General features: G+C 66.2%; 14 protein-coding genes. 6 read left to right on the forward strand and 8 right to left on the reverse strand.

Annotated elements, in window-relative coordinates:
• Position 1: 1 nt before the first annotated feature.
• Positions 2–991 (reverse strand): NAD-dependent epimerase, encoded by a 990-nt coding sequence (locus tag IQ16_RS26520; protein WP_018642918.1) that lies wholly within the window; start codon positions 989–991, stop codon positions 2–4.
• Positions 992–1,225: 234 nt separating this feature from the next.
• Here IQ16_RS26520 and IQ16_RS26525 point away from each other — a divergent pair, with 234 nt between their 5' ends.
• Together IQ16_RS26525 and IQ16_RS26530 are read left to right on the forward strand one after the other, a co-directional pair.
• On the forward strand, positions 1,226–2,185 hold the full coding sequence (locus tag IQ16_RS26525; protein ID WP_018642919.1) for a lysylphosphatidylglycerol synthase transmembrane domain-containing protein: 960 nt from the start codon (positions 1,226–1,228) through the stop codon (positions 2,183–2,185).
• Positions 2,182–3,201 carry an MraY family glycosyltransferase gene (locus IQ16_RS26530; RefSeq protein ID WP_018642920.1) on the forward strand — a complete coding sequence of 340 codons (1,020 nt, stop codon included), beginning with the start codon at positions 2,182–2,184 and terminating at the stop codon, positions 3,199–3,201. Before IQ16_RS26525 ends, IQ16_RS26530 begins: the two co-directional genes overlap by 4 nt.
• On the opposite strand, the gene IQ16_RS26535 is transcribed toward IQ16_RS26530, so the two are convergent.
• From IQ16_RS26535 to rfaD, 6 genes are all read right to left on the reverse strand, one after another.
• Entirely contained in the window at positions 3,189–4,136 is a 948-nt protein-coding gene (locus tag IQ16_RS26535; protein ID WP_018642921.1) for an NAD-dependent epimerase/dehydratase family protein, read from the reverse strand. The two genes, IQ16_RS26530 and IQ16_RS26535, sit on opposite strands and share 13 nt — an antisense overlap.
• A complete protein-coding gene (locus IQ16_RS26540; RefSeq protein ID WP_018642922.1) occupies positions 4,133–5,365 on the reverse strand; it encodes a glycosyltransferase family 4 protein in 1,233 nt (410 codons plus the stop codon). Before IQ16_RS26540 ends, IQ16_RS26535 begins: the two co-directional genes overlap by 4 nt.
• Positions 5,366–5,367: 2 nt before the next feature.
• Complete coding sequence (locus IQ16_RS26545; protein WP_026311978.1) at positions 5,368–7,281, reverse strand: SDR family NAD(P)-dependent oxidoreductase; 1,914 nt, start codon at positions 7,279–7,281, stop codon at positions 5,368–5,370.
• A gap of 84 nt (positions 7,282–7,365) precedes the next feature.
• Positions 7,366–8,619: an O-antigen ligase family protein gene (locus IQ16_RS26550; RefSeq protein ID WP_035666378.1), complete on the reverse strand. Its 1,254-nt coding sequence runs from the start codon at positions 8,617–8,619 to the stop codon at positions 7,366–7,368.
• A gap of 53 nt (positions 8,620–8,672) precedes the next feature.
• Positions 8,673–10,157 (reverse strand): D-glycero-beta-D-manno-heptose-7-phosphate kinase, encoded by a 1,485-nt coding sequence (gene rfaE1, locus IQ16_RS26555; RefSeq protein WP_018642925.1) that lies wholly within the window; start codon positions 10,155–10,157, stop codon positions 8,673–8,675.
• 12 nt (positions 10,158–10,169) lie between these two features.
• Positions 10,170–11,150, reverse strand: coding sequence for an ADP-glyceromanno-heptose 6-epimerase (gene rfaD / locus IQ16_RS26560; RefSeq protein ID WP_145831839.1), 981 nt, complete (start codon positions 11,148–11,150; stop codon positions 10,170–10,172).
• 171 nt (positions 11,151–11,321) lie between these two features.
• Between rfaD and waaF the strand changes: the two genes are divergently transcribed.
• Positions 11,322–12,392, forward strand: coding sequence for a lipopolysaccharide heptosyltransferase II (gene waaF, locus IQ16_RS26565; RefSeq protein ID WP_018642927.1), 1,071 nt, complete (start codon positions 11,322–11,324; stop codon positions 12,390–12,392).
• 180 nt (positions 12,393–12,572) lie between these two features.
• Here waaF and IQ16_RS26570 read toward each other — a convergent pair whose 3' ends face one another.
• Positions 12,573–13,610, reverse strand: a complete 1,038-nt coding sequence (locus tag IQ16_RS26570; RefSeq protein ID WP_018642928.1) for a glycosyltransferase family 4 protein — start codon at positions 13,608–13,610, stop codon at positions 12,573–12,575.
• 126 nt (positions 13,611–13,736) lie between these two features.
• Here IQ16_RS26570 and galE point away from each other — a divergent pair, with 126 nt between their 5' ends.
• The 3 genes from galE (at position 13,737) to IQ16_RS26585 (ending at position 17,408) form a co-directional block, all read left to right on the forward strand.
• Entirely contained in the window at positions 13,737–14,750 is a 1,014-nt protein-coding gene (galE, locus tag IQ16_RS26575) for a UDP-glucose 4-epimerase GalE (RefSeq protein ID WP_018642929.1), read from the forward strand.
• A 118-nt stretch (positions 14,751–14,868) separates the two neighbouring features.
• The gene (locus IQ16_RS26580) at positions 14,869–16,671 is read left to right on the forward strand and encodes an ABC transporter ATP-binding protein (RefSeq protein ID WP_018642930.1); all 1,803 of its coding nucleotides are present in this window, start codon (positions 14,869–14,871) and stop codon (positions 16,669–16,671) included.
• Positions 16,672–16,706: 35 nt separating this feature from the next.
• On the forward strand, positions 16,707–17,408 hold the full coding sequence (locus tag IQ16_RS26585) for a fumarylacetoacetate hydrolase family protein (RefSeq protein ID WP_018642931.1): 702 nt from the start codon (positions 16,707–16,709) through the stop codon (positions 17,406–17,408).
• The last annotated feature ends 340 nt before the right edge of the window (positions 17,409–17,748 follow it).

Below are 17,748 nucleotides of genomic sequence, written 5' to 3' on the forward strand. Positions count from 1 at the left end.
CTCAAACCTTGAAGTAGTCCCGATACCAGGTGACAAAATTACGGACCCCCTGCGCGATCGGCGTTGACGGCGCAAAGCCGGTGTCGCGCATCAGGTCCTCGACATCCGCGAACGTTTCCAAGACGTCTCCCGGCTGCATCGGCAGCAATTCTTTGATCGCCGTCCGACCCAGCTCCTGCTCCAGGAGTCCGACGACATGCATCAGCTCCTCGGGGTGGTGGTTGCCGACATTGTAGACCTTAGACGGCGCATTTGCGGCAGCCGGATCATCCGCAGGCACCCGATCGATCAGCTTGGACACGACACGGGTGACGTCGTCAATATAGGTGAAGTCGCGGCGCATCCTGCCATGGTTAAAGAGCCGGATCGGCCGGCCCTCCATGATGGCGTTCACAAACAGAAACATGGCCATATCCGGCCGTCCCCACGGGCCGTAGATGGTGAAGAAGCGCAAGGCAGTGACCGGCAGCCGGTAGAGATGGCTGTAGGACTGCGCCATCACCTCGTTGGCCTTCTTGGTCGCAGCGTAGAGGCTCACCGGATGGTCGGTGCGGTCCTTGACCGCAAATGGCAGTTTCGTGTTGGCGCCGTAAACGGAGGATGACGAGGCGTAGACGAGATGGCGACAGCCATTGTGACGGCAGCCCTCCAGCACGTTGAGAAAGCCTACCAGATTGGAATCGGCGTAAGCCTGCGGCTGCTCGATCGAGTAGCGCACGCCGGCCTGGGCGGCCATGTGCACGACATGTGTGAATCGGTGGCGCGCAAACAGCGCGGCGACGGCCTCGCGGTCGGCGAGATCGGCCTTGACGAAGGCGAAGCGGGAATCGCGGCAGAGCAGTTCCAGGCGCGCCTGTTTCAGTGCCGGGTCATAATAGCTGTTGAGATTGTCGAGCCCGACGACCGGCCGGCCTTCGGCCAGAAGCTGCCGGGCGAGGTGAAAGCCGATGAATCCGGCGGCACCTGTGACCAAAATCGCCTGATCCGTCATCCTGTTCCCAGGGGACCCGATCCCCGGCCTTTCTGCGCCTCTTTAGCCGCCGTATCGAGGGGGTCGCAAGTGTCGCCGTCCGGCCCGTCATAACGGCCGTTCATGACCGCCGCTTATAAACGCTCCTAATCACCGCTATTGCAAGATCGGCGCCAAGACCATACCAAAGCGGCCGAATTCGGCGCCTCGCGTCGGGTTGCCACAATCTTCGCAAACCCAGTACATGCGGGCGAGATGCGCCGAATCCTGCTTTCTGCGGCCAAGATCCTGATTTCCGCGGCGCTGCTCTACCTGGCGCTGCGCAAGGTCGATCTGTCCGAACTGTTTTCGCGTTTCACCGTGACCAGCCTGTTCTGGATCGGCCTCGCGATCGCGATCACGTTCCTGCAGATCTTCGTCGGCGTGCTGCGCTGGCGCGAGATCAGCGCCGCATGCGGTGCGCCGCTCGAGCTCGCCCGCGCGATGCGCTACAACGTGATCGGCTCGTTCTTCAACCAGACCCTGCCCTCCGCGATCGGCGGCGATGCGGTCCGCCTGTGGCTGGTCGCGCGCGCCGGTGCCGGCTGGCGCGCGGCGACCTACTCGATCTTCGTCGACCGCGCGATCGGCCTGATCGCGCTCGCGATCCTCATCGTCGCGAGCCTGCCCTGGAGCTACGCCCTCATCACCGATCCGCACGGACGCTCGGCGCTGCTGCTGGTCGACCTCGCCGCGCTCGCGGGCGGTCTCGGCTTCCTGGTGTTCGGCGCGCTGAAATGGCGCTGGCTGAAGACCTGGTGGGCCACGCATCACATCCACGCCTGCGCCGTGATTGCGAACCGCGTGATCTTCAGCCGCACGCGCGGACCGATCGTCTCGATTCTCTCGCTCGCCGTACATGTGCTCACCGTCGTCATCGCCTGGTGCGTCGTGCAGTCGATCGCTGCTCCCGTCGGCTTCAACGACGTGTTCCAGCTCGTGCCGCCGGTGATGCTGATCACGATGATGCCGATCTCGATCGCGGGCTGGGGCGTGCGCGAGGCCACCATGGGCCTCGCCTTCGGCTTCGCGGGACTTGCCGCCAACGAGGGCGTCAACATCTCGCTGCTGTTCGGCGCGGTGTACTTCATCGTCGGCGCAGTCGGTGGCCTCGTCTGGATCCTGAGCGCGGAGAAAGCCGCGCAAGGCTCGGCGCCGATCGGAGTGCCGGAGTGAACCTGGCCACCGAAGCCGTTGCCGCCGTGCCCGCGCTGCTTGCCCTGGCGATTGCCGCGCTGATATCGGCCGTCGTCACCTGGACCAGCCGCCCCCTGCTCCAGCGCTACGCGCTGGCGCGGCCGAATGCGCGGTCCTCCCATCGTGTCCCGACGCCCCAGGGTGCCGGCATCGCGGTGATATCGGCGACGCTGCTGGTCGCAGCCGTATGGGCGGCTTGGGCGAACGTCGCGATCCCGCCGGCGCTGGTCATTGCGACAATCGCGATCGCGCTGGTCGGATTTGCCGACGACATCGTCTCGCTGCCGGTGACCGTGCGGCTCGTGCTGCAGGCAGCCACCGTCGGCGCCGTCGTGTTCACCGCGCCCGAGACCGCGCGCATCGTGCCTGCGATGCCTCTCGCACTGGAGCGCGGACTCATCCTGCTCGCCGGCGTGTGGTTCGTGAACCTCGTCAACTTCATGGACGGGCTCGACCTGATGACGGTGGCGGAAGTGGTGCCGGTCACCGCGGCCCTGCTGCTGCTCGGATGGCTCGGCGAGCTCTCAGGGCCTGCAACGCTGATTGCCACCGCGCTGTGCGGCGCCATGCTCGGCTTTGCGCCCTTCAACAAGCCGGTCGCAAAAGTGTTCTTGGGCGATGTCGGCAGCCTGCCGATCGGCCTCCTGCTCGGCTGGTGCCTGCTCGAGCTCGCCTGGCACGGGCAAGCGGCTGCGGCGCTGCTGCTGCCGGCCTATTACCTCGCCGATGCCACCATCACGCTGTTTCGGCGCATCGCGCGCCGCGAGCAGTTCTGGTCGGCGCACCGTTCGCATTTCTATCAGCGCGCGACCGACAACGGCTTTTCGGTGTCCCGGGTGACCGGCGAAGTCTTCCTGCTCAACCTCGTGCTCGCGGGGCTGGCGATCCTAGCCGTTCGCGCCGCGACGATGGCGGTCACGCTGCCCGCGCTGCTCGCCGGCGCGATCGCGGTCGGCTTCGTGTTGCGGCGCTTCTCCCGCCCTCAAGGCTCCTGAGCCGACAGCGCAAGCCGCAGGCCCTCGTCGAGCGAGACCTCCGGCAGCCAGCCGGTTGCGAGCGCCTTGGAGACGTTGAGCTCGAGCGAGCCGATCAGGCTGTCATGCGTATCCTGCCGTCCCATCACGTTGAGGAGCATGCCGAGCAGGTCCGGCGGCATGCGGAACAGACGCGGGACCTTGCCGGAGGCCCGGCCCAGGCGCTCGATGAATTCGGGCGTCGAGACCTGTTCCCTGTCGGCCACCAGGAAGATCTCGAAATTGCTGGCGGGGTCGTGATGGGCGAGCCGGCGCAGGATGAACGAGGACAGGTTCTGCACGGCAAGGAAGGCGCGGTGATTGCGGATCGCGGCAAAGGGCAGCGGCAGTCCCAGGCTGACCGCACGCGTCAGCAGCGCGAAATTGCCCTTGGCGCCGGCACCATAGACCAGCGGCGGCCTGATCACCGAGATCTTCATGGCGCCGTCGCGCGCCAGCGTCCGGAGGCCCGCCTCGGCCGCGGCCTTGGACATGCCGTAGAGGCCGCGCGGCGTCAGGATATCGTCCTCGCTGAAGGGGGCACGGCCGTCGTTGCTGCGACCGTGCACGAGCACGGTGCTGACGAAGATGAACTGGCGCACGCCGGCCGTCGCCGCCGAGCGCGCCAGATGCAGCGTGCCGGCGATGTTGACGTTGCGGTAGAGCTGAACGGCGTGCTCCTCGTGCTTGTGATGCACGCGCGCGGCGAGATGGACGACGGCGTCGACGCCTTCGAGCGCCGTCTGCCAGTTGGTGTCGGGACCGATCGTCTCGATCACGACCTCGTCCTCGGCGCCTTCAGAGCTGCGCACCGCGCGGCGCACCGACCAGCCGGCGCGCGCGAGCGCGGGCACGACATGACGGCCGACAAAGCCGCTCGCTCCTGTCACCAGCACGACCGGTTTCCGTTCGCTCATCGTTGCTCCGAAAGGTCCGGGTTGCGCAACAATTCGTCGACCAGAGCGGCATAGGCGTTCATCGCGGTGGCGCGATCGAACCTCGCCGCCGCCTTCACCGCACGCTCCGCCATGGCAGCATCGTCGGAACGGGAGGCCGCGCGGATTGCGTCTGCAAGCTGATCGGCGCGGCCCGGCGTCACGACCCAGCCGAGCCCGTTCTCCACCACCGTCAACGCGGCCTCGGCCTCCGGCTCCGAGACCAGTGCCACAGGACGGCCGACCGCCAGCAGATTGTAGAACCGGCTCGGCACCGACACCCCCGCAACGTCCTTCCGGTATGGAATGATCCAGAGATTGGCCGACGCCAGAAACGCCTCGAGCTCGGCGTCTTCGACCCGTGCCACGAAGGACACATTGGGCAGGTTTGCTTCCGCCTGCAACTGCTTCAGCCGTGCGAAGCCGATGCCCCAGCCGGACAGCTGGAAGTGGATGTCCGGCTCGTCCTTGAGCAGGCGCGCCGCCTCGAACACGATCTCCGGATCATGGGTGAAGCCGAGATTGCCCGACAGGCCGACGACGAAACGCGCGGGAATCGCTTTGCGGAACGGATTGTCCTGCGACAGCGGACGCGGCCCGGGCACCAGCGTCGCCCAGTTCGGGATGAAGCGGATCTTGTTCCGTCTCATGCCGGAATAGGTCAAGAGCGGCCGCTCGGCATCGCGGCCGATGGTGATGACGGCGTTGAGCGCACGGAACATCAGGCTGTTGGCGAAGCGCATCGTCCGCGTCACGATCGAGCCCGACTTCAGCAGGCCCGCCATCACCAGCACGTCGGGAAAGAGGTCGTGCATGATCAGCGCGGAGCGCGCGCCCTTGAGCCTTGCCGCGGCGGCGACGGCATAGGGCAGCATGAACGGCGCCGTGACGGTGAGCACGACGTCACCTGCCTTAAGCTCCCGCATCAAGGAAAAGAATGTGCGCGCCACGAACAGCAGTTCGGACACCCCGCGCCGCACCAGCGCCGCCTTGCCCGCCATCCGGTTCTTGATCGCGACGACGCGCGGCTTTCCGGGACCGGTCTGCGAGGCTGGCAGTGCGCCTGGCGAGCCCGACAGCACGACAACCTCGTGACCGGCCGCGATCCGGCAGGCGATCTCCGCCATGATCGCCGCGGTCGTGCTCGGATCCGGCGGATAATGCTGGCTCGCGACGACGACCTTGCCAGCGATCTTGTCTTGCGGCTGCATGATCAGGCCGCGGTCGACCCGAATTCCGGGACCGCATCCTTCAGGATCGTCCTGATCGTGGCGCGATCGTCGCGGGCGATCGCCTGCTCAAGTGCTGTGATCCATTTGCGCAGCGTCTGCATCGGCGGCTCGTTTGGCTGCGCCGCCATGATGCCGGCGACGCCGATCTCGCGGGTCGGCTCCTCGGAGGCGAACAGGATCTCGTGCAGCCGCTCGCCCGGCCGCATGCCGGTGAACACGATCTCGATGTCGTAGCCCGGCTGCAGGCCGGAGAGGCGGATCATGCGCTCGGCGAGATCGACGATCTTCACTGGCTGGCCCATGTTGAGCACGTAGACCGAGACATCGGGACGCTGCGTTCCGAGCGCATGCGTTGCCGCCGTGATGACGAGGTCGCAGGCCTCGCGGATGGTCATGAAGTAGCGGACCATGTCGGGATGAGTGACCGTCACCGGGCCGCCGGCCTCGATCTGGGCCTTGAATTTCGGCACCACCGAGCCGTTCGAGGCCAGCACGTTGCCGAAGCGGACCGAGATCAGCCGCATCGGTGGCCTGGCACTGCTGCTGCCTGCGGCAAGATCGTGGTCGAGCGCCTGGCAGTACATCTCGGCGAAGCGCTTGGTGAGGCCGAGCATCGACACCGGCTCGATCGCCTTGTCGGTCGAGATCATCACCATGCCCTCGGCGCCGGCGGCGTGCGCGGCATCGGCCACGTTGATCGAGCCGAAGATGTTGGTCTTGACGCCCTCGCTCCAGTCGCGCTCGAGGATCGGCACGTGCTTCAGCGCCGCGGCGTGGAACACGATGTCAGGCTTGAACTCGGCCATCAGGCGCATGATGCGCTCGCGGTCGCGGATGTCGGCGATCCGCCCTTCGATCGCGGCGGTCGCGCCATGCGCGGCAAGCGCCTCCGTGACCGCGTAGAGCGCCGGCTCGGAATTTTCCACGATCAGCAGGCGCGCGGCGCCGAAGGCGACGACGCGCTCGCAGATCTCGGAACCGATCGAGCCGCCGCCGCCGGTGACGATCACCGCCTTGCCCCTGATCAGGGCTTCGAGGCGCGCATAGTCGATCTTCTCGCTCGGCCGCAGCAGGAGGTCCTCGACCGCGACGGCCGTGAGGCGCGGCGTATCGCCGCTCTCCAGCGAAGGCATGCGGTTGACGATCACACCCAGCTTGCGCGCCCGCATCAGGACCGATTCCGGATGCGCCTCCGGCTCGAACGCCGACGGTGTCATCACCAGACGCGCGATCGGCTTGTTGCGCTTGGCGAAGTCGGCGATGACGTCCTCGACGTCGTCGATGCCGCCGAGCACCGGCACGTTGCGGATCAGCTGGCCGCGATCCGAGCTCGACGGCGACAACACGCCGACCGGCCAGATCCGCTTGATCGCCCCGCTCTCGATCCCGCGCAACAGCACCTCGGCATCCGCGGCGCGTCCGATCAGCAGCGTCGGCGCTGCATCGTCGGTGCGGGCATGACGCCGCACCCGCGTGTAGCGGAAGTAGCGATAAGTCATGCGCAGCGCGCTGAGGAACGAGATCTCGAGAAACCAGTAGAGGACGATCGTCACCTTGCCGAGGAAGAAGGCGCCGCGGACATTGGGGGCGACGAAGACGTAGTCCAGCACGAGCAGGGCCACCGTCAGCACACTCGCGACGCGGATGATGTTCAGCGCGTCCGGCAGCGAGATGAAGCGCCATTTCGTCGTCGTCAGGTTGAAGACGAAGAATACGACCACGCTGAAGGCGAGGAAGTAGGGCAGGATCTGGAACAGCAGCGGCAGGCGGTCGTAGAAGCCTTCGCCGCCCTCGAAACGCAGGTAGAACGCGGCGAACAGCGCCGCCGTGGTCGCCAGCAGGTCGTGGAGCGCGATCAGAAAATTGCGCAAGGTGAGATGCGAAAGACGCGTCATCCGCCGACCGATGAATATCCCGTTGGGTGCAACCTGACCGCGCTGATAGCCCATCTTAACGGGACTTGCCAGCCGCGCGGCCGCTCAGGAACCGGCTTCCCCCATCTTCGCCTCGGCCTGTTGTGCCCGGATCACCATGCCGCCGGCAACGCCGACGCCGATGACATACATCCAGCCCTCGTGAAAATCGAACAGATGGGAGTTGAGCAGCGAGGTGAAGACGTTCTGCACCACGACCAGCAGGCCGACCCAGCTGGCGAGGCTGTCGCCTCGAAACAAGCGCAGATGAAGGATCCAGATCGCGTAGAGAATGGCGATGCCGATGATGCCCCATTGCACGGCGACGTTCAGCGTCTGGTTATGCGGGTTGCCGATCACCTCGGCGGAGGCCTGGTACTGGACCCCGGGTGTCGCAGCCCGCTCGAACAATCCGCGCGTCGAACCCGTCCCGTGCCCCTTGATCGGCGCCTCCGCGAAGAAGCCGAGCGATTTCCGCCAGAATTCCAGCCGCAGGCCCGCCGAGGTCGGCTCGCCCTTCTCCACATAGCGCGTGTAGTCGCTGGCAAAGGTGTCGGCGGTCCTGCGCAATTGCGGCGAGGCCTGCCAGGCGAGAAACGCCCCGGCGACCAGAGCGGCCGAGATGATCGCGATGCTGCGCCAGCTCAAATGCAGCAGCGCGAACACACCGAACATGATCGGAACGGTGACGAGCGCGGTGCGCGACACCACCACGAAAGCCATGTTGACGAAGAAGCTCAGTGCCAGCGCGGTGAGCAGCCCTGCGAGCCAGTAGCGCTTCTTGCGCAGCAGCATCACGACCGGATAGGCGAGCGCGACCGCGCACAGTGCGAATTCCTGGCTCTGGTCGATATAGTTCTTGACGAAGATGCCGCGCTCGGGCGGATCGGTCTTGAGCGCGAGGTTCGGGTAGAAGGCGACCAGCCAGGACATCACCGACAGCAGCCCGCAGGACACCAGGAAGGCGACGAAGATCCAGCGTCCACGCGAAGAACGCTCGAAATGGTAGAGCAGGACCGGCAGCACGAGCAGCTTGACGGTCGGATTGACGGCATAGAAGCGCGCGCCCCAGGCCGCATCCGACCACAGCGTTCCGACCAGCGCGAGCACCACCAGCGCGATCGGCGCAATGCAGATCGGCCGCTTCAGCGATTGCAGGAAGGCGCGGACGTCGAGGAACGGCACCATGCAGAGGAGCATCAGGGCGTTGAAGATCCCCGCCAGCGACGTCGACCAGGGCAGCGAGGCCGCGGTCAGGATGGCAAACAGGTCGACGGTCTCGCTCCAGGCTGCCGGGCTGCGCAAGCGGCGCGACAGCATCTGGCCCGCCGTCTCCCGGGCCAGCGTCGTCGCCTGACCTGTCACTTGAGCAGTCACTTGGCCCCTCCCCGCGCGCGATGCACCAGCGCCGTCGTGCTGAAACCCTGGAGGATGTCGACCAGCACGACCACGCCGCCCGCGGCCTCGACCACCTCGTGGCCGACCACCTGCTCGCGGGTGTAGTCGCCGCCCTTCACCAGAGCGCTCGGCTTGATCCGGGTGATCAGCTCGATCGGCGTGTCCTCCTCGAAGATGACGACGAGATCGACCGCTTCGAGTGCGGCGAGCACCTCGGCGCGCGCGCGCTCGTCCTGGACCGGGCGATCGGCGCCCTTCAGCCGTCGCACCGAGGCGTCGCTGTTGAGCCCGACGATCAGGCGGTCGCAGGCGGCACGCGCCGCGGTCAGCACCTTGACGTGGCCGGGATGCAGGATGTCGAAACAGCCGTTGGTGAAGCCGACGCGGAGGTCCTGCCGGCGCCATTCGGCGAGCTGCGCGTCGAGCGTATCAGGCTCGAGCACGATCTTCTCCTCGGCCGCGAGATAAGCGTGCGGCAATATCTTGCGCCGCAGCTCGGCCGCGCTGGCGCTGGCAGTGCCCTGCTTGCCGACGGCGACGGCGGCGGCGGCGTTGGCCACGCGCAGCGCCGTGTCCCAGTCCGCGCCCGCCGCGAGCGAGACCGCAAGCGCGGCGGCGACGGTGTCACCCGCGCCGGAGACGTCGCGCACCTTCACGGGAACGGCAGGAACGTGGACGAACCCGCCGCCACGCGGCACCAGCGTCATGCCATGCTCGCCCTGCGTGACCAGGATCGCCTCGCAATCGGCGAGCCGCATCACGTCCTCGCTGGCATCGACGATGCTTTGCGGGGTGTCGGCGCGGCTGCGGGTGGCTTCCGCAAACTCCTTGCGATTGGGCGTGAGCAGCGTCGCGCCGCGATAGATCGCCCAGTTCAGGCTCTTGGGATCGACGATCACGGACTTGCCGAGCTTTCGCGCGGCATCGATGGTGTGGCGGATCACGCGCGCGGTCAGCACGCCCTTGGCGTAGTCGGACAGCAGCACGATGTCGGCGCGCGCGATCTGCGGCAGGATCGCCTCGATCAGCTCGGTCTCGACCGCGTCGGAGGCCGCGACCGCCTGCTCCCAGTCCGCGCGCAGCATGTGCGTGGAAAAATGCTCGGAGACGAAGCGGACTTTTCGCGTGGTCGGTCGCGACGGATCGCACACCAGCACGCTTTCGATGCCGGCATGTTCGGCCAGCGCCGATGCGAGCCGCTTGCCCGCATCGTCATCGCCGACGAGGCCGACGAAAATGCAGCGCGCGCCGAGCGAAGCGATATTGCGTGCGACATTGCCGGCGCCGCCGATATGGATCTCGCTGCGCTGGGCGGCGATGACCGGCGTCGGCGCTTCCGGCGAGATCCGCGACACCTCACCATAGACGAACTCGTCCAGCATGATGTCACCGATGCAGAGCACCGTGCGGGCTGAGATCGTTTGCGCAAGCGCGTCGAAATCGAGAATGGGCGTCGCCATGATCAAAAAGCCTCAGCGGAAACGGTCGGGCCGGTCGAGATAGTCCCCGACATAGGCTTTCACCGCGTCCTCGAGTGTCGTGAAGCCGCCGTTATAGCCGGCGCGGCAGAGGCGATCGACCTCGCTCTGGGTGAAGTACTGATAAGCGCCGCGGATGTTCTCCGGCATGTCGATGTATTCGATGTTGGGCCTGGTACCGAGCGCGGCATAGGCCGCCAGCATCAGATCCTTGAAGCTGCGCGCCTTGCCGGTTCCGACATTGAAGAGCCCGGAGACGGCGGGCTTGGCCAGCAGCCACATGATGACGCGCACGACGTCGTCGACATAGATGAAGTCGCGGCGCTGGTCGCCGTCGGCGATGCCCTCGCGATGCGACTTGAACAGCTGCACGACGCGGCCCGCTTTGACGTCGTCGAAGCGGCGCGCCAGCACGCTCATCATCGAGCCCTTGTGGTATTCGTTCGGGCCGAACACGTTGAAGAATTTCAAGCCCACGCATTGCGGCGGGAGCGGATCGCCGTTCGCCACGCGCCCGGCGACCGCGAGATCGAACATGTGCTTGCTCCAGCCGTAGAGATTCATCGGCCGCAGTTTTTTCAGGGCCGGCAGCGAGGCGTCGTCGCCAAAGCCGGCCTCGCCGTCGCCATAGGTCGCTGCCGAGGAGGCGTAGATGAACGGCACGGCGCCCGCCGTGCACCAGTCCAGCAGGCGCATCGACATCCGGAAATTGGTCTCGAACACGTGGTCGCCGTCGGTCGCGGTGGTCGCGGAGATCGCCCCGAGATGGATCACGGCATCGAGCTTGCGGCCCTTCAGCCAGTCGAGCAGCTCGGCCGGCGGGACGATATCCACAAGCTGGCGCTTGGCCAGGTTCCGCCACTTGCCGTCATGGCCGAGCAGGTCGCACACAACGACGTCGCTGCGGCCGGCGTCATTCAGCGCGGCCACGACATTCGATCCGATAAAACCGGCCCCGCCGGTCACCAGCAACATTCCACCTACCTGCCCGATTTTCTTAAGGTCCGATCCTGCCGTAGCGCATCATCCGCCAAAGTGTAAGCATTTTGGGCAGCCGCTTTGGACTCGCGCACTGCCTGCTTTACGTCCCGGCCCGGAGCGGCTAACCGAACCGCCACATCAGCTCGCCTTCGGCCCTATTAACGAATGAACCAAGATTCGCAACTTAGTGAAGATACAGATCGGGACGACACCCGCCCGATTCTGATCATTCCCTACATGTGGATCGGCGATTTCGTCCGGAATCACACCGTGGTGCGGGTCCTGAAGGAGCGCTGGCCGAACCGGCCGGTCGATCTCCTGACCACATCCCTGTGCGCCCCGCTGGTCGATTACATGCCCGGCGTGCGGGAGGGGATCGTCTGGGACCTGCCGCGCAGCCGGCTGGCCGTCGGCCGGCAGTTCGGCTTGGCCAAACTCCTTCGGAAACGGAACTACGGCACCGCCCTGGTGCTGCCCCGGACCTGGAAGGCGGCCATCGCGCCGGCGCTGGCCGGTATCCCGGAACGGGTCGGCTTCGTCGGCGAGTTCCGGTTCGGGTTGCTCAACCGCTGGCGCTGGGGCGAGAAGAAGCTGCCCCGCTTCATCGACAAGAATGCCGCCCTTGCCCAGCCCGATGGCGCCCCCCTGCCGCCGGAATGGCCGGTGCCGCAATTGCGCGTTCCCAGCGAGGAAATCGCGCGCTGGCGGCAGGCCAACGGCCTCAGCGCCGGCGCAGCGGTTGCGCTCGCCCCCGGCTCGGTCGGCGTCTCCAAGCGTTGGACCTACTATCCCGAGGCCGCCCGCCTGCTGGTCGAGCGCGGGCTCGAGGTCTGGGTGGTCGGCGGCCCCGCCGAAAAGGGCCTCGCCCAGGAGATCGTCGCCGCCGGCGGCCCCAAGGTCCGCGATCTCACCGGCAACGATCTGCGCAACGGCGTGCTGGCCGTGGCCGCGGCGGGCGTCGCGATCTCCAACGATTCCGGCCTGATGCACATCGCCGCCGCGCTCGGCACCCCCACCATGGGCATCTTCGGCCCGACCAGCCCCTATCTTTGGGCCCCCCTCAACGGCCTCGCCGCGACCGTGGTCCAGGACAAGAGCGTGCTGTCGTGCCAGCCCTGCCAGAGCACGATCTGCAAGATGAACGACCACCGCTGCATGCGGGACATTGCGGCCAGCGAGGTGGTGGGGATTGCGCAGCGGGTGCTGAGGGAGGCGGGAGCGCGGGCAGAGACGTGAGGCCGGCGAGGCTCGCGCCCATGGTGACATCCTGCCACTGTTTTGCCCGACGGGTCAAATCGATTTCGTAAAATCAGCAATCAATCGTGTCGGCCGCCAAGCCATTGATTCCCTTATCCCCGGCTACTGTGCATGGGGTTGTTTTTCGAGTTTTTTGTCCGCAGTGGCGAAAATGGAAGCTCAGAGCAGCGACCGATAGACCTCGCCGATCCGCGCCGCTTCCGCATCGAGGCTGAATTTTTCGAGCACCCGCGCCCGCCCGCGCTCGCCCATCAGCGTGGCAGCGGCCACGTCGCGCATCAGCGGCTCGAGCGCAGCCGCGAGCGCGTCGGCATCGCCCGTCGGGATCAGCACGCCGGTGACACCATCCTCGACGACGAGCTCGGCTGCGCCGGCGCGCGCGGCGACGAGTGCACTGCCCGCCGCCATCGCCTCGATCAGCGTCAAACCAAAACCTTCGTTGCGTGAGGTGAAGGCGTAGATGGTCAGCCGCTGATACCAGCGCTGCACCGCTTCGATCGGCAACTCGCCGGTGATGACGATGCGCGATTGCAGGTTGGCTGCTTCGATGCGCTTCTTCAGGTCATTGGCAAAGGGCGTCTGCTCCGGCGTGACCTGGCCGACGATGACGGCTGTGAAATCGGGGTAGCGCGGCAGCAAGCGGCACATCGCATCGACGAACACGTCTGTGCCCTTCTGCGCGCGCACACGGCCGAAGCAGCCGATGGCGTAGCGGCCCGGCAGCGCGGCTTCCGCGAAGGCCGCCGCGCGATCGATCGGCGGCGCGTAGACGTCGGTGTCGACGCCGTGCGGGATCACCGTCGCCTTCACCTTCAGGAACGAGGCCGAGATATCGCTCGTCGCGATGATCGCGTCCATGCGCCGGATCAGCCAGCGCGTGATCCATGAGTGATGCCGCTGCGCCGCCGAGGTGAACACGAGTTTCAGCGGCCAGCCGAGCGCGCGCAGCACGACGCCCGCGATCATCTCGTTGTTGCGGCGCGCGTGCCAAATCAGCGGCGCCTTGCGGCGCCACAAATGCAGGAAATCAGCGCCGCTCAGCCGCGCGATCCCCTCCGGCGCATCCGAGCCGAACCAGGCGGCGCGATACAGTTTCGCCAGCCGCGGCGCCACCATCCGGTTGGTCGCGGTGACCCCGGAATAGCGCCTGTGCAGATTTGGCACGATCACTTGCAGATCGCCCTGGGAATTCGCCACGTCATGCTCCGTTTCGAAAGGTCCCTATACGCAACATTAAGCATAGTGACCAGTTCAGGGCCGCCGATACCCCCTCTTCACCACGCAAGCGCTAACTTTGCGCGTTGATCGAGGACGGGTGAGACCATGACTGTGCTAGTCACCGGCGGCGCCGGTTATATCGGAAGTCATACGGTCCTGGCGCTGGCGGAGGCCGGCGAGGACGTCGTCGTGATCGACGATCTCTCCACCGGCTTCTCCGCGTATTTGCCGGAAGGCGTGCCGCTGTTCATTGGCGATGCCGGCGACGAGAACCTGCTCGAAGGCGTGATCGCCCAGCACAACATCGAGAGCATCATCCATTTCGCCGGCTCCGTTGTCGTGCCGGATTCGATGCGCGATCCGCTCGGCTACTACCGCAACAATTTCACGACCGCGCGTAATCTGCTCAACGTCGCCGTCAAGCGCGGCATTGGCCGCTTCATCTTTTCCTCGACCGCGGCGGTCTACGGCAATCCGGACCAGGTGCCGGTGCCCGAGCACGCGCCGACGCGGCCGCTGTCGCCTTACGGCTCCTCGAAGCTGATGACCGAGATCATGCTGCACGACGTCGCCGCCGCCTACGGCATGCAGTACGTGACGTTGCGCTATTTCAACGTCGCCGGCGCCGATCCGCAGGCGCGCATCGGGCTTGCCACCGTCGGCGCCACGCATCTGCTCAAGATCGCGGTCGAGGCCGCGACCGGCCAGCGCGCCAAGATTGACGTGTTCGGCACCGACTATCCGACCCCCGACGGCAGCTGCATCCGCGACTTCATCCACGTCACGGACCTGTCGCAGGCCCATCGCTCGGCACTCGCTTACCTGCGCAACGGCGGCGCCTCGACCACGCTGAATTGCGGCTATGGCCGCGGCTATTCGGTGCTGGAGACCATCGACGCCGTGCGCCGGGTGTCCGGCCGCAGCTTCGCCGTCCAGTACGCCCCGCGCCGTTCCGGCGACATCATGACCATGGTCGCCGACACCAGCCGCATCCGCGGCCTGCTCGACTGGAAGCCGCAATATGACGACCTCGAGACCATCGCAGCCCATGCGCTGGCCTGGGAGGACAAGCTGTTCCGCGACCGCCATGGCGAACTCCGCCAGGCCGTCTCGGCCTAGATTCCGTCCGGACGCAAGCCCTTAATTGGGCTTGAAAAACCCCGCTTGAGCGGGCACAGAGGCCCATCGATCCCTGACGCGCGGGCAGGCTTTGTCCTGCGCCGTCAATGGACTACGGATGGCCCAGTTTCCAAAGAAAATCACCGACGATCCCTATGCGGCAGCGGTCCTGATTCGCCGCCTGGTCACGGAACAAGGGGTCGTCTACTGGCGGCGCTACCTCGTCGCCTTCGCGCTGATGGCGCTTGCCGCCGGATCGACCGCGGGCGCGACCTATGTGCTCGGCCAGGTCATCAACCAAGCCTATGTCGACAAGAACATCCCGGGCATCGCGATGTTCTCGGGGATCACGGTGGTCCTGCTCTTCATCAAGGGCGTGGCGACCTACGGCCACATGGTGATCCTGACCAAGATCAGTAACGCGATCCTCGCCACCAACCAGCGCCAGCTGTTCGCGAAACTGATGCGCGAGAGCGTCGGCTTCTTTTCCGAGCGGCACTCCTCCGAGTTCCTGGCGCGGCTGACGGCCGGCGCAAAATCCATCACCGACGTGCTCAACATGCTGGTCAATGCCATCGGGCGCGACCTCTTGATGCTGCTCGCCATGATCGGCGTGATGGTGTGGCAGGATCCGCTGATGTCGTTCATCGGCCTCGTCGCGGTGCCGCCGGCGATGCTGGTGCTGCGCAAGCTGGTCAAGCGCATCAAGGGCCTCGCCTTCACCCAGTTCACCGGCACCGCCGACATCATGGAGACGATGCAGGAATCGTTGCAGGGCATCCGCACCGTCAAGGCGTTCACGCTCGAAGACACCATGCAGAAGCGCATCGACGAGAACATCGCGATCGTCGAGCGCAACGCCAACAAGATGGCCCGCGTCGCCAACCGCTCCAACCCACTGATGGAGATGCTCGGCGGTTTCGCGGTTGCCGGCTGCCTGATGTACGGCGGCTATGCCGTGGTCGCGCTCAACGCCACGCCAGGCGCGTTCTTCTCCTTCATGACCGCGTTCCTGATGGCGACCGAGCCGGCCAAGCGGCTGGCGCGGCTCAACATCGACCTCAACAGCCAGCTCGTCGGCGCGCGCATGCTGCTCGAGGTCGTCGACAGCCCGGCGAGTGAGCAGTCCGACGACGACAAGCCCGCCTTGAAGCTCACCGACGCACGGATCGAGCTGCGCGACGTCAGCTTCTCCTATCGCGCCAATGAGACCATCCTCAACCGCATGAGCTTCACCGCCGAGCCCGGCAAGGTCACCGCGCTGGTCGGCCCCTCCGGCGGCGGCAAGTCGACCGTGCTGGCGCTGCTCTTGCGCTTCTACGAGGTGACGCAAGGCGACATCGTGATCGACGGCCAGCCGATCTCTTCGGTCTCGCGCAAATCGCTGCGCGCCCAGACCGCCTATGTCGGCCAGGACGTCTATCTGTTCCGCGACACCATCCGCAGTAACATCGCCTTCGGCAAGCCGGGCGCGAGCGAGGGCGAGATCATCGAGGCCGCGAAAGCGGCCTGCGCGCATGATTTCATCATGGGCTTCCCGCTCGGCTACGACACGCCGGTCGGCGAGCACGGCACGCAGCTCTCCGGCGGCCAGCGCCAGCGCATCGCGGTGGCGCGCGCGCTGCTCAAGAACGCACCGATCATCCTGCTCGATGAAGCCACCGCCGCGCTCGATTCCGAATCCGAGCGGCAGGTGCAGGAGGCGATCGAGCATCTCTGCCAGAACCGCACCACCATCGTGATCGCGCACCGACTGCACACCATCATGCACGCCGACGCCATCCTGGTGGTCGAGGGCGGCGAGATCGTCGAGCAGGGCCGCCACGACGAGCTGCTGCGCCGCGGCGGGCGCTACGCTTCGTTCTTCCGCCTGCAACATCGCGACGCCGGCGCTCTGGCGCCGATCAGCGCAACCGCATAGAGTTCCCTCCACCTCAAGAGCAGCGAGACCGCTTCATGAACGCCGCCTCCTACGTCATCCCGCTTCCGCCCCAGGCTTCGCTTCCCGTCGTCGGGGAGAGCGGCCGTTTTCCGGTGCGCCGCATCTGGTGCGTCGGCCGCAACTATCTCGAGCACATCCGCGAGATGGGCAATGACGAGCGCGCCCCGCCGTTCTTCTTCGCCAAGCATGCCGACATGCTGGTGCCCGATGGCGCCACCATTCCCTATCCGCCGCTGACCAAGGACCTGCATCACGAGGTCGAGCTGATCGTCGCGCTGAAGAGCGGTGGCCTCAACATTCCCGCCGAGAAGGCGCTGGACCACGTCTACGGCTATGCCGTCGGCATCGACCTCACCCGCCGCGACCTGCAGATCGCCTCGCGCAAGAAGGAGCGCCCCTGGGAGATCGGCAAGTCGTTCGACGGCTCGGCGCCTGCCTCGGCATTGCAGCCGGCCTCGAAGATCGGCCATCCCACCAAGGGCAGGATCTGGCTCACGGTCAACGGCAAGGAAGCCCAGACGGGCGACCTCGAGCAGATGATCTGGAACGTGCCGGAGACGATCTGGCAGCTGTCCCAGCAGGTGAAGCTCGCCGCCGGCGACATCATCATGACCGGTACGCCGGCCGGCGTGTCGCAGCTCCAGCCCGGCGACAAGCTCGAATGCGGCGTCGACGGCGTCGGCACGCTGAAGGTCAGCATCGGCCAGCCGGAATAGGCGGCGCAACGATTGAAATCGGGATAGGGGGAAGCCTCGCGGCTCCGCCCCTCCCACACCACCGGACATACGGGTCCGTATCCGGCGGTTCAGCGGATTATGCGGGTCGCCGTGCCGCGACGGAAGCCAAGCCGAGTGAGGCAAAGAAGCCGTTTGGCAGAGCAATGGTGAGCGCGGGGCTGTTCGCGAGCCGCCAAGGGCCACGTGGGCTGCCGGCGGTTTGCGCCGCCAGATCCCGGCCGACGCCGCGGCGTCGCAACTCGGCAAAGCGAGCGGGTCCATACTTCCATTGCTTCCAGGCAACGGCGCGCAACCGTCGCCTGATCCACTGGTCAAGCAC

This window comes from Bradyrhizobium huanghuaihaiense, from assembly GCF_007830635.1.
Taxonomy (GTDB): Bacteria; Pseudomonadota; Alphaproteobacteria; order Rhizobiales; family Xanthobacteraceae; genus Bradyrhizobium; species Bradyrhizobium huanghuaihaiense.

Coding starts and splice junctions, on each gene's coding strand:
- IQ16_RS26520 (WP_018642918.1), bottom strand. CDS start 991: ATGACGGATCAGGCGATTTTGGTCACAGGTGCCGCCGGATTCATCGGC.
- IQ16_RS26525 (WP_018642919.1), top strand. CDS start 1,226: ATGCGCCGAATCCTGCTTTCTGCGGCCAAGATCCTGATTTCCGCGGCG.
- IQ16_RS26535 (WP_018642921.1), bottom strand. CDS start 4,136: ATGAGCGAACGGAAACCGGTCGTGCTGGTGACAGGAGCGAGCGGCTTT.
- IQ16_RS26540 (WP_018642922.1), bottom strand. CDS start 5,365: ATGCAGCCGCAAGACAAGATCGCTGGCAAGGTCGTCGTCGCGAGCCAG.
- IQ16_RS26545 (WP_026311978.1), bottom strand. CDS start 7,281: ATGACGCGTCTTTCGCATCTCACCTTGCGCAATTTTCTGATCGCGCTC.
- IQ16_RS26550 (WP_035666378.1), bottom strand. CDS start 8,619: ATGCTGTCGCGCCGCTTGCGCAGCCCGGCAGCCTGGAGCGAGACCGTC.
- rfaE1 (WP_018642925.1), bottom strand. CDS start 10,157: ATGGCGACGCCCATTCTCGATTTCGACGCGCTTGCGCAAACGATCTCA.
- rfaD (WP_145831839.1), bottom strand. CDS start 11,150: ATGTTGCTGGTGACCGGCGGGGCCGGTTTTATCGGATCGAATGTCGTG.
- waaF (WP_018642927.1), top strand. CDS start 11,322: ATGAACCAAGATTCGCAACTTAGTGAAGATACAGATCGGGACGACACC.
- galE (WP_018642929.1), top strand. CDS start 13,737: ATGACTGTGCTAGTCACCGGCGGCGCCGGTTATATCGGAAGTCATACG.
- IQ16_RS26580 (WP_018642930.1), top strand. CDS start 14,869: ATGGCCCAGTTTCCAAAGAAAATCACCGACGATCCCTATGCGGCAGCG.
- IQ16_RS26585 (WP_018642931.1), top strand. CDS start 16,707: ATGAACGCCGCCTCCTACGTCATCCCGCTTCCGCCCCAGGCTTCGCTT.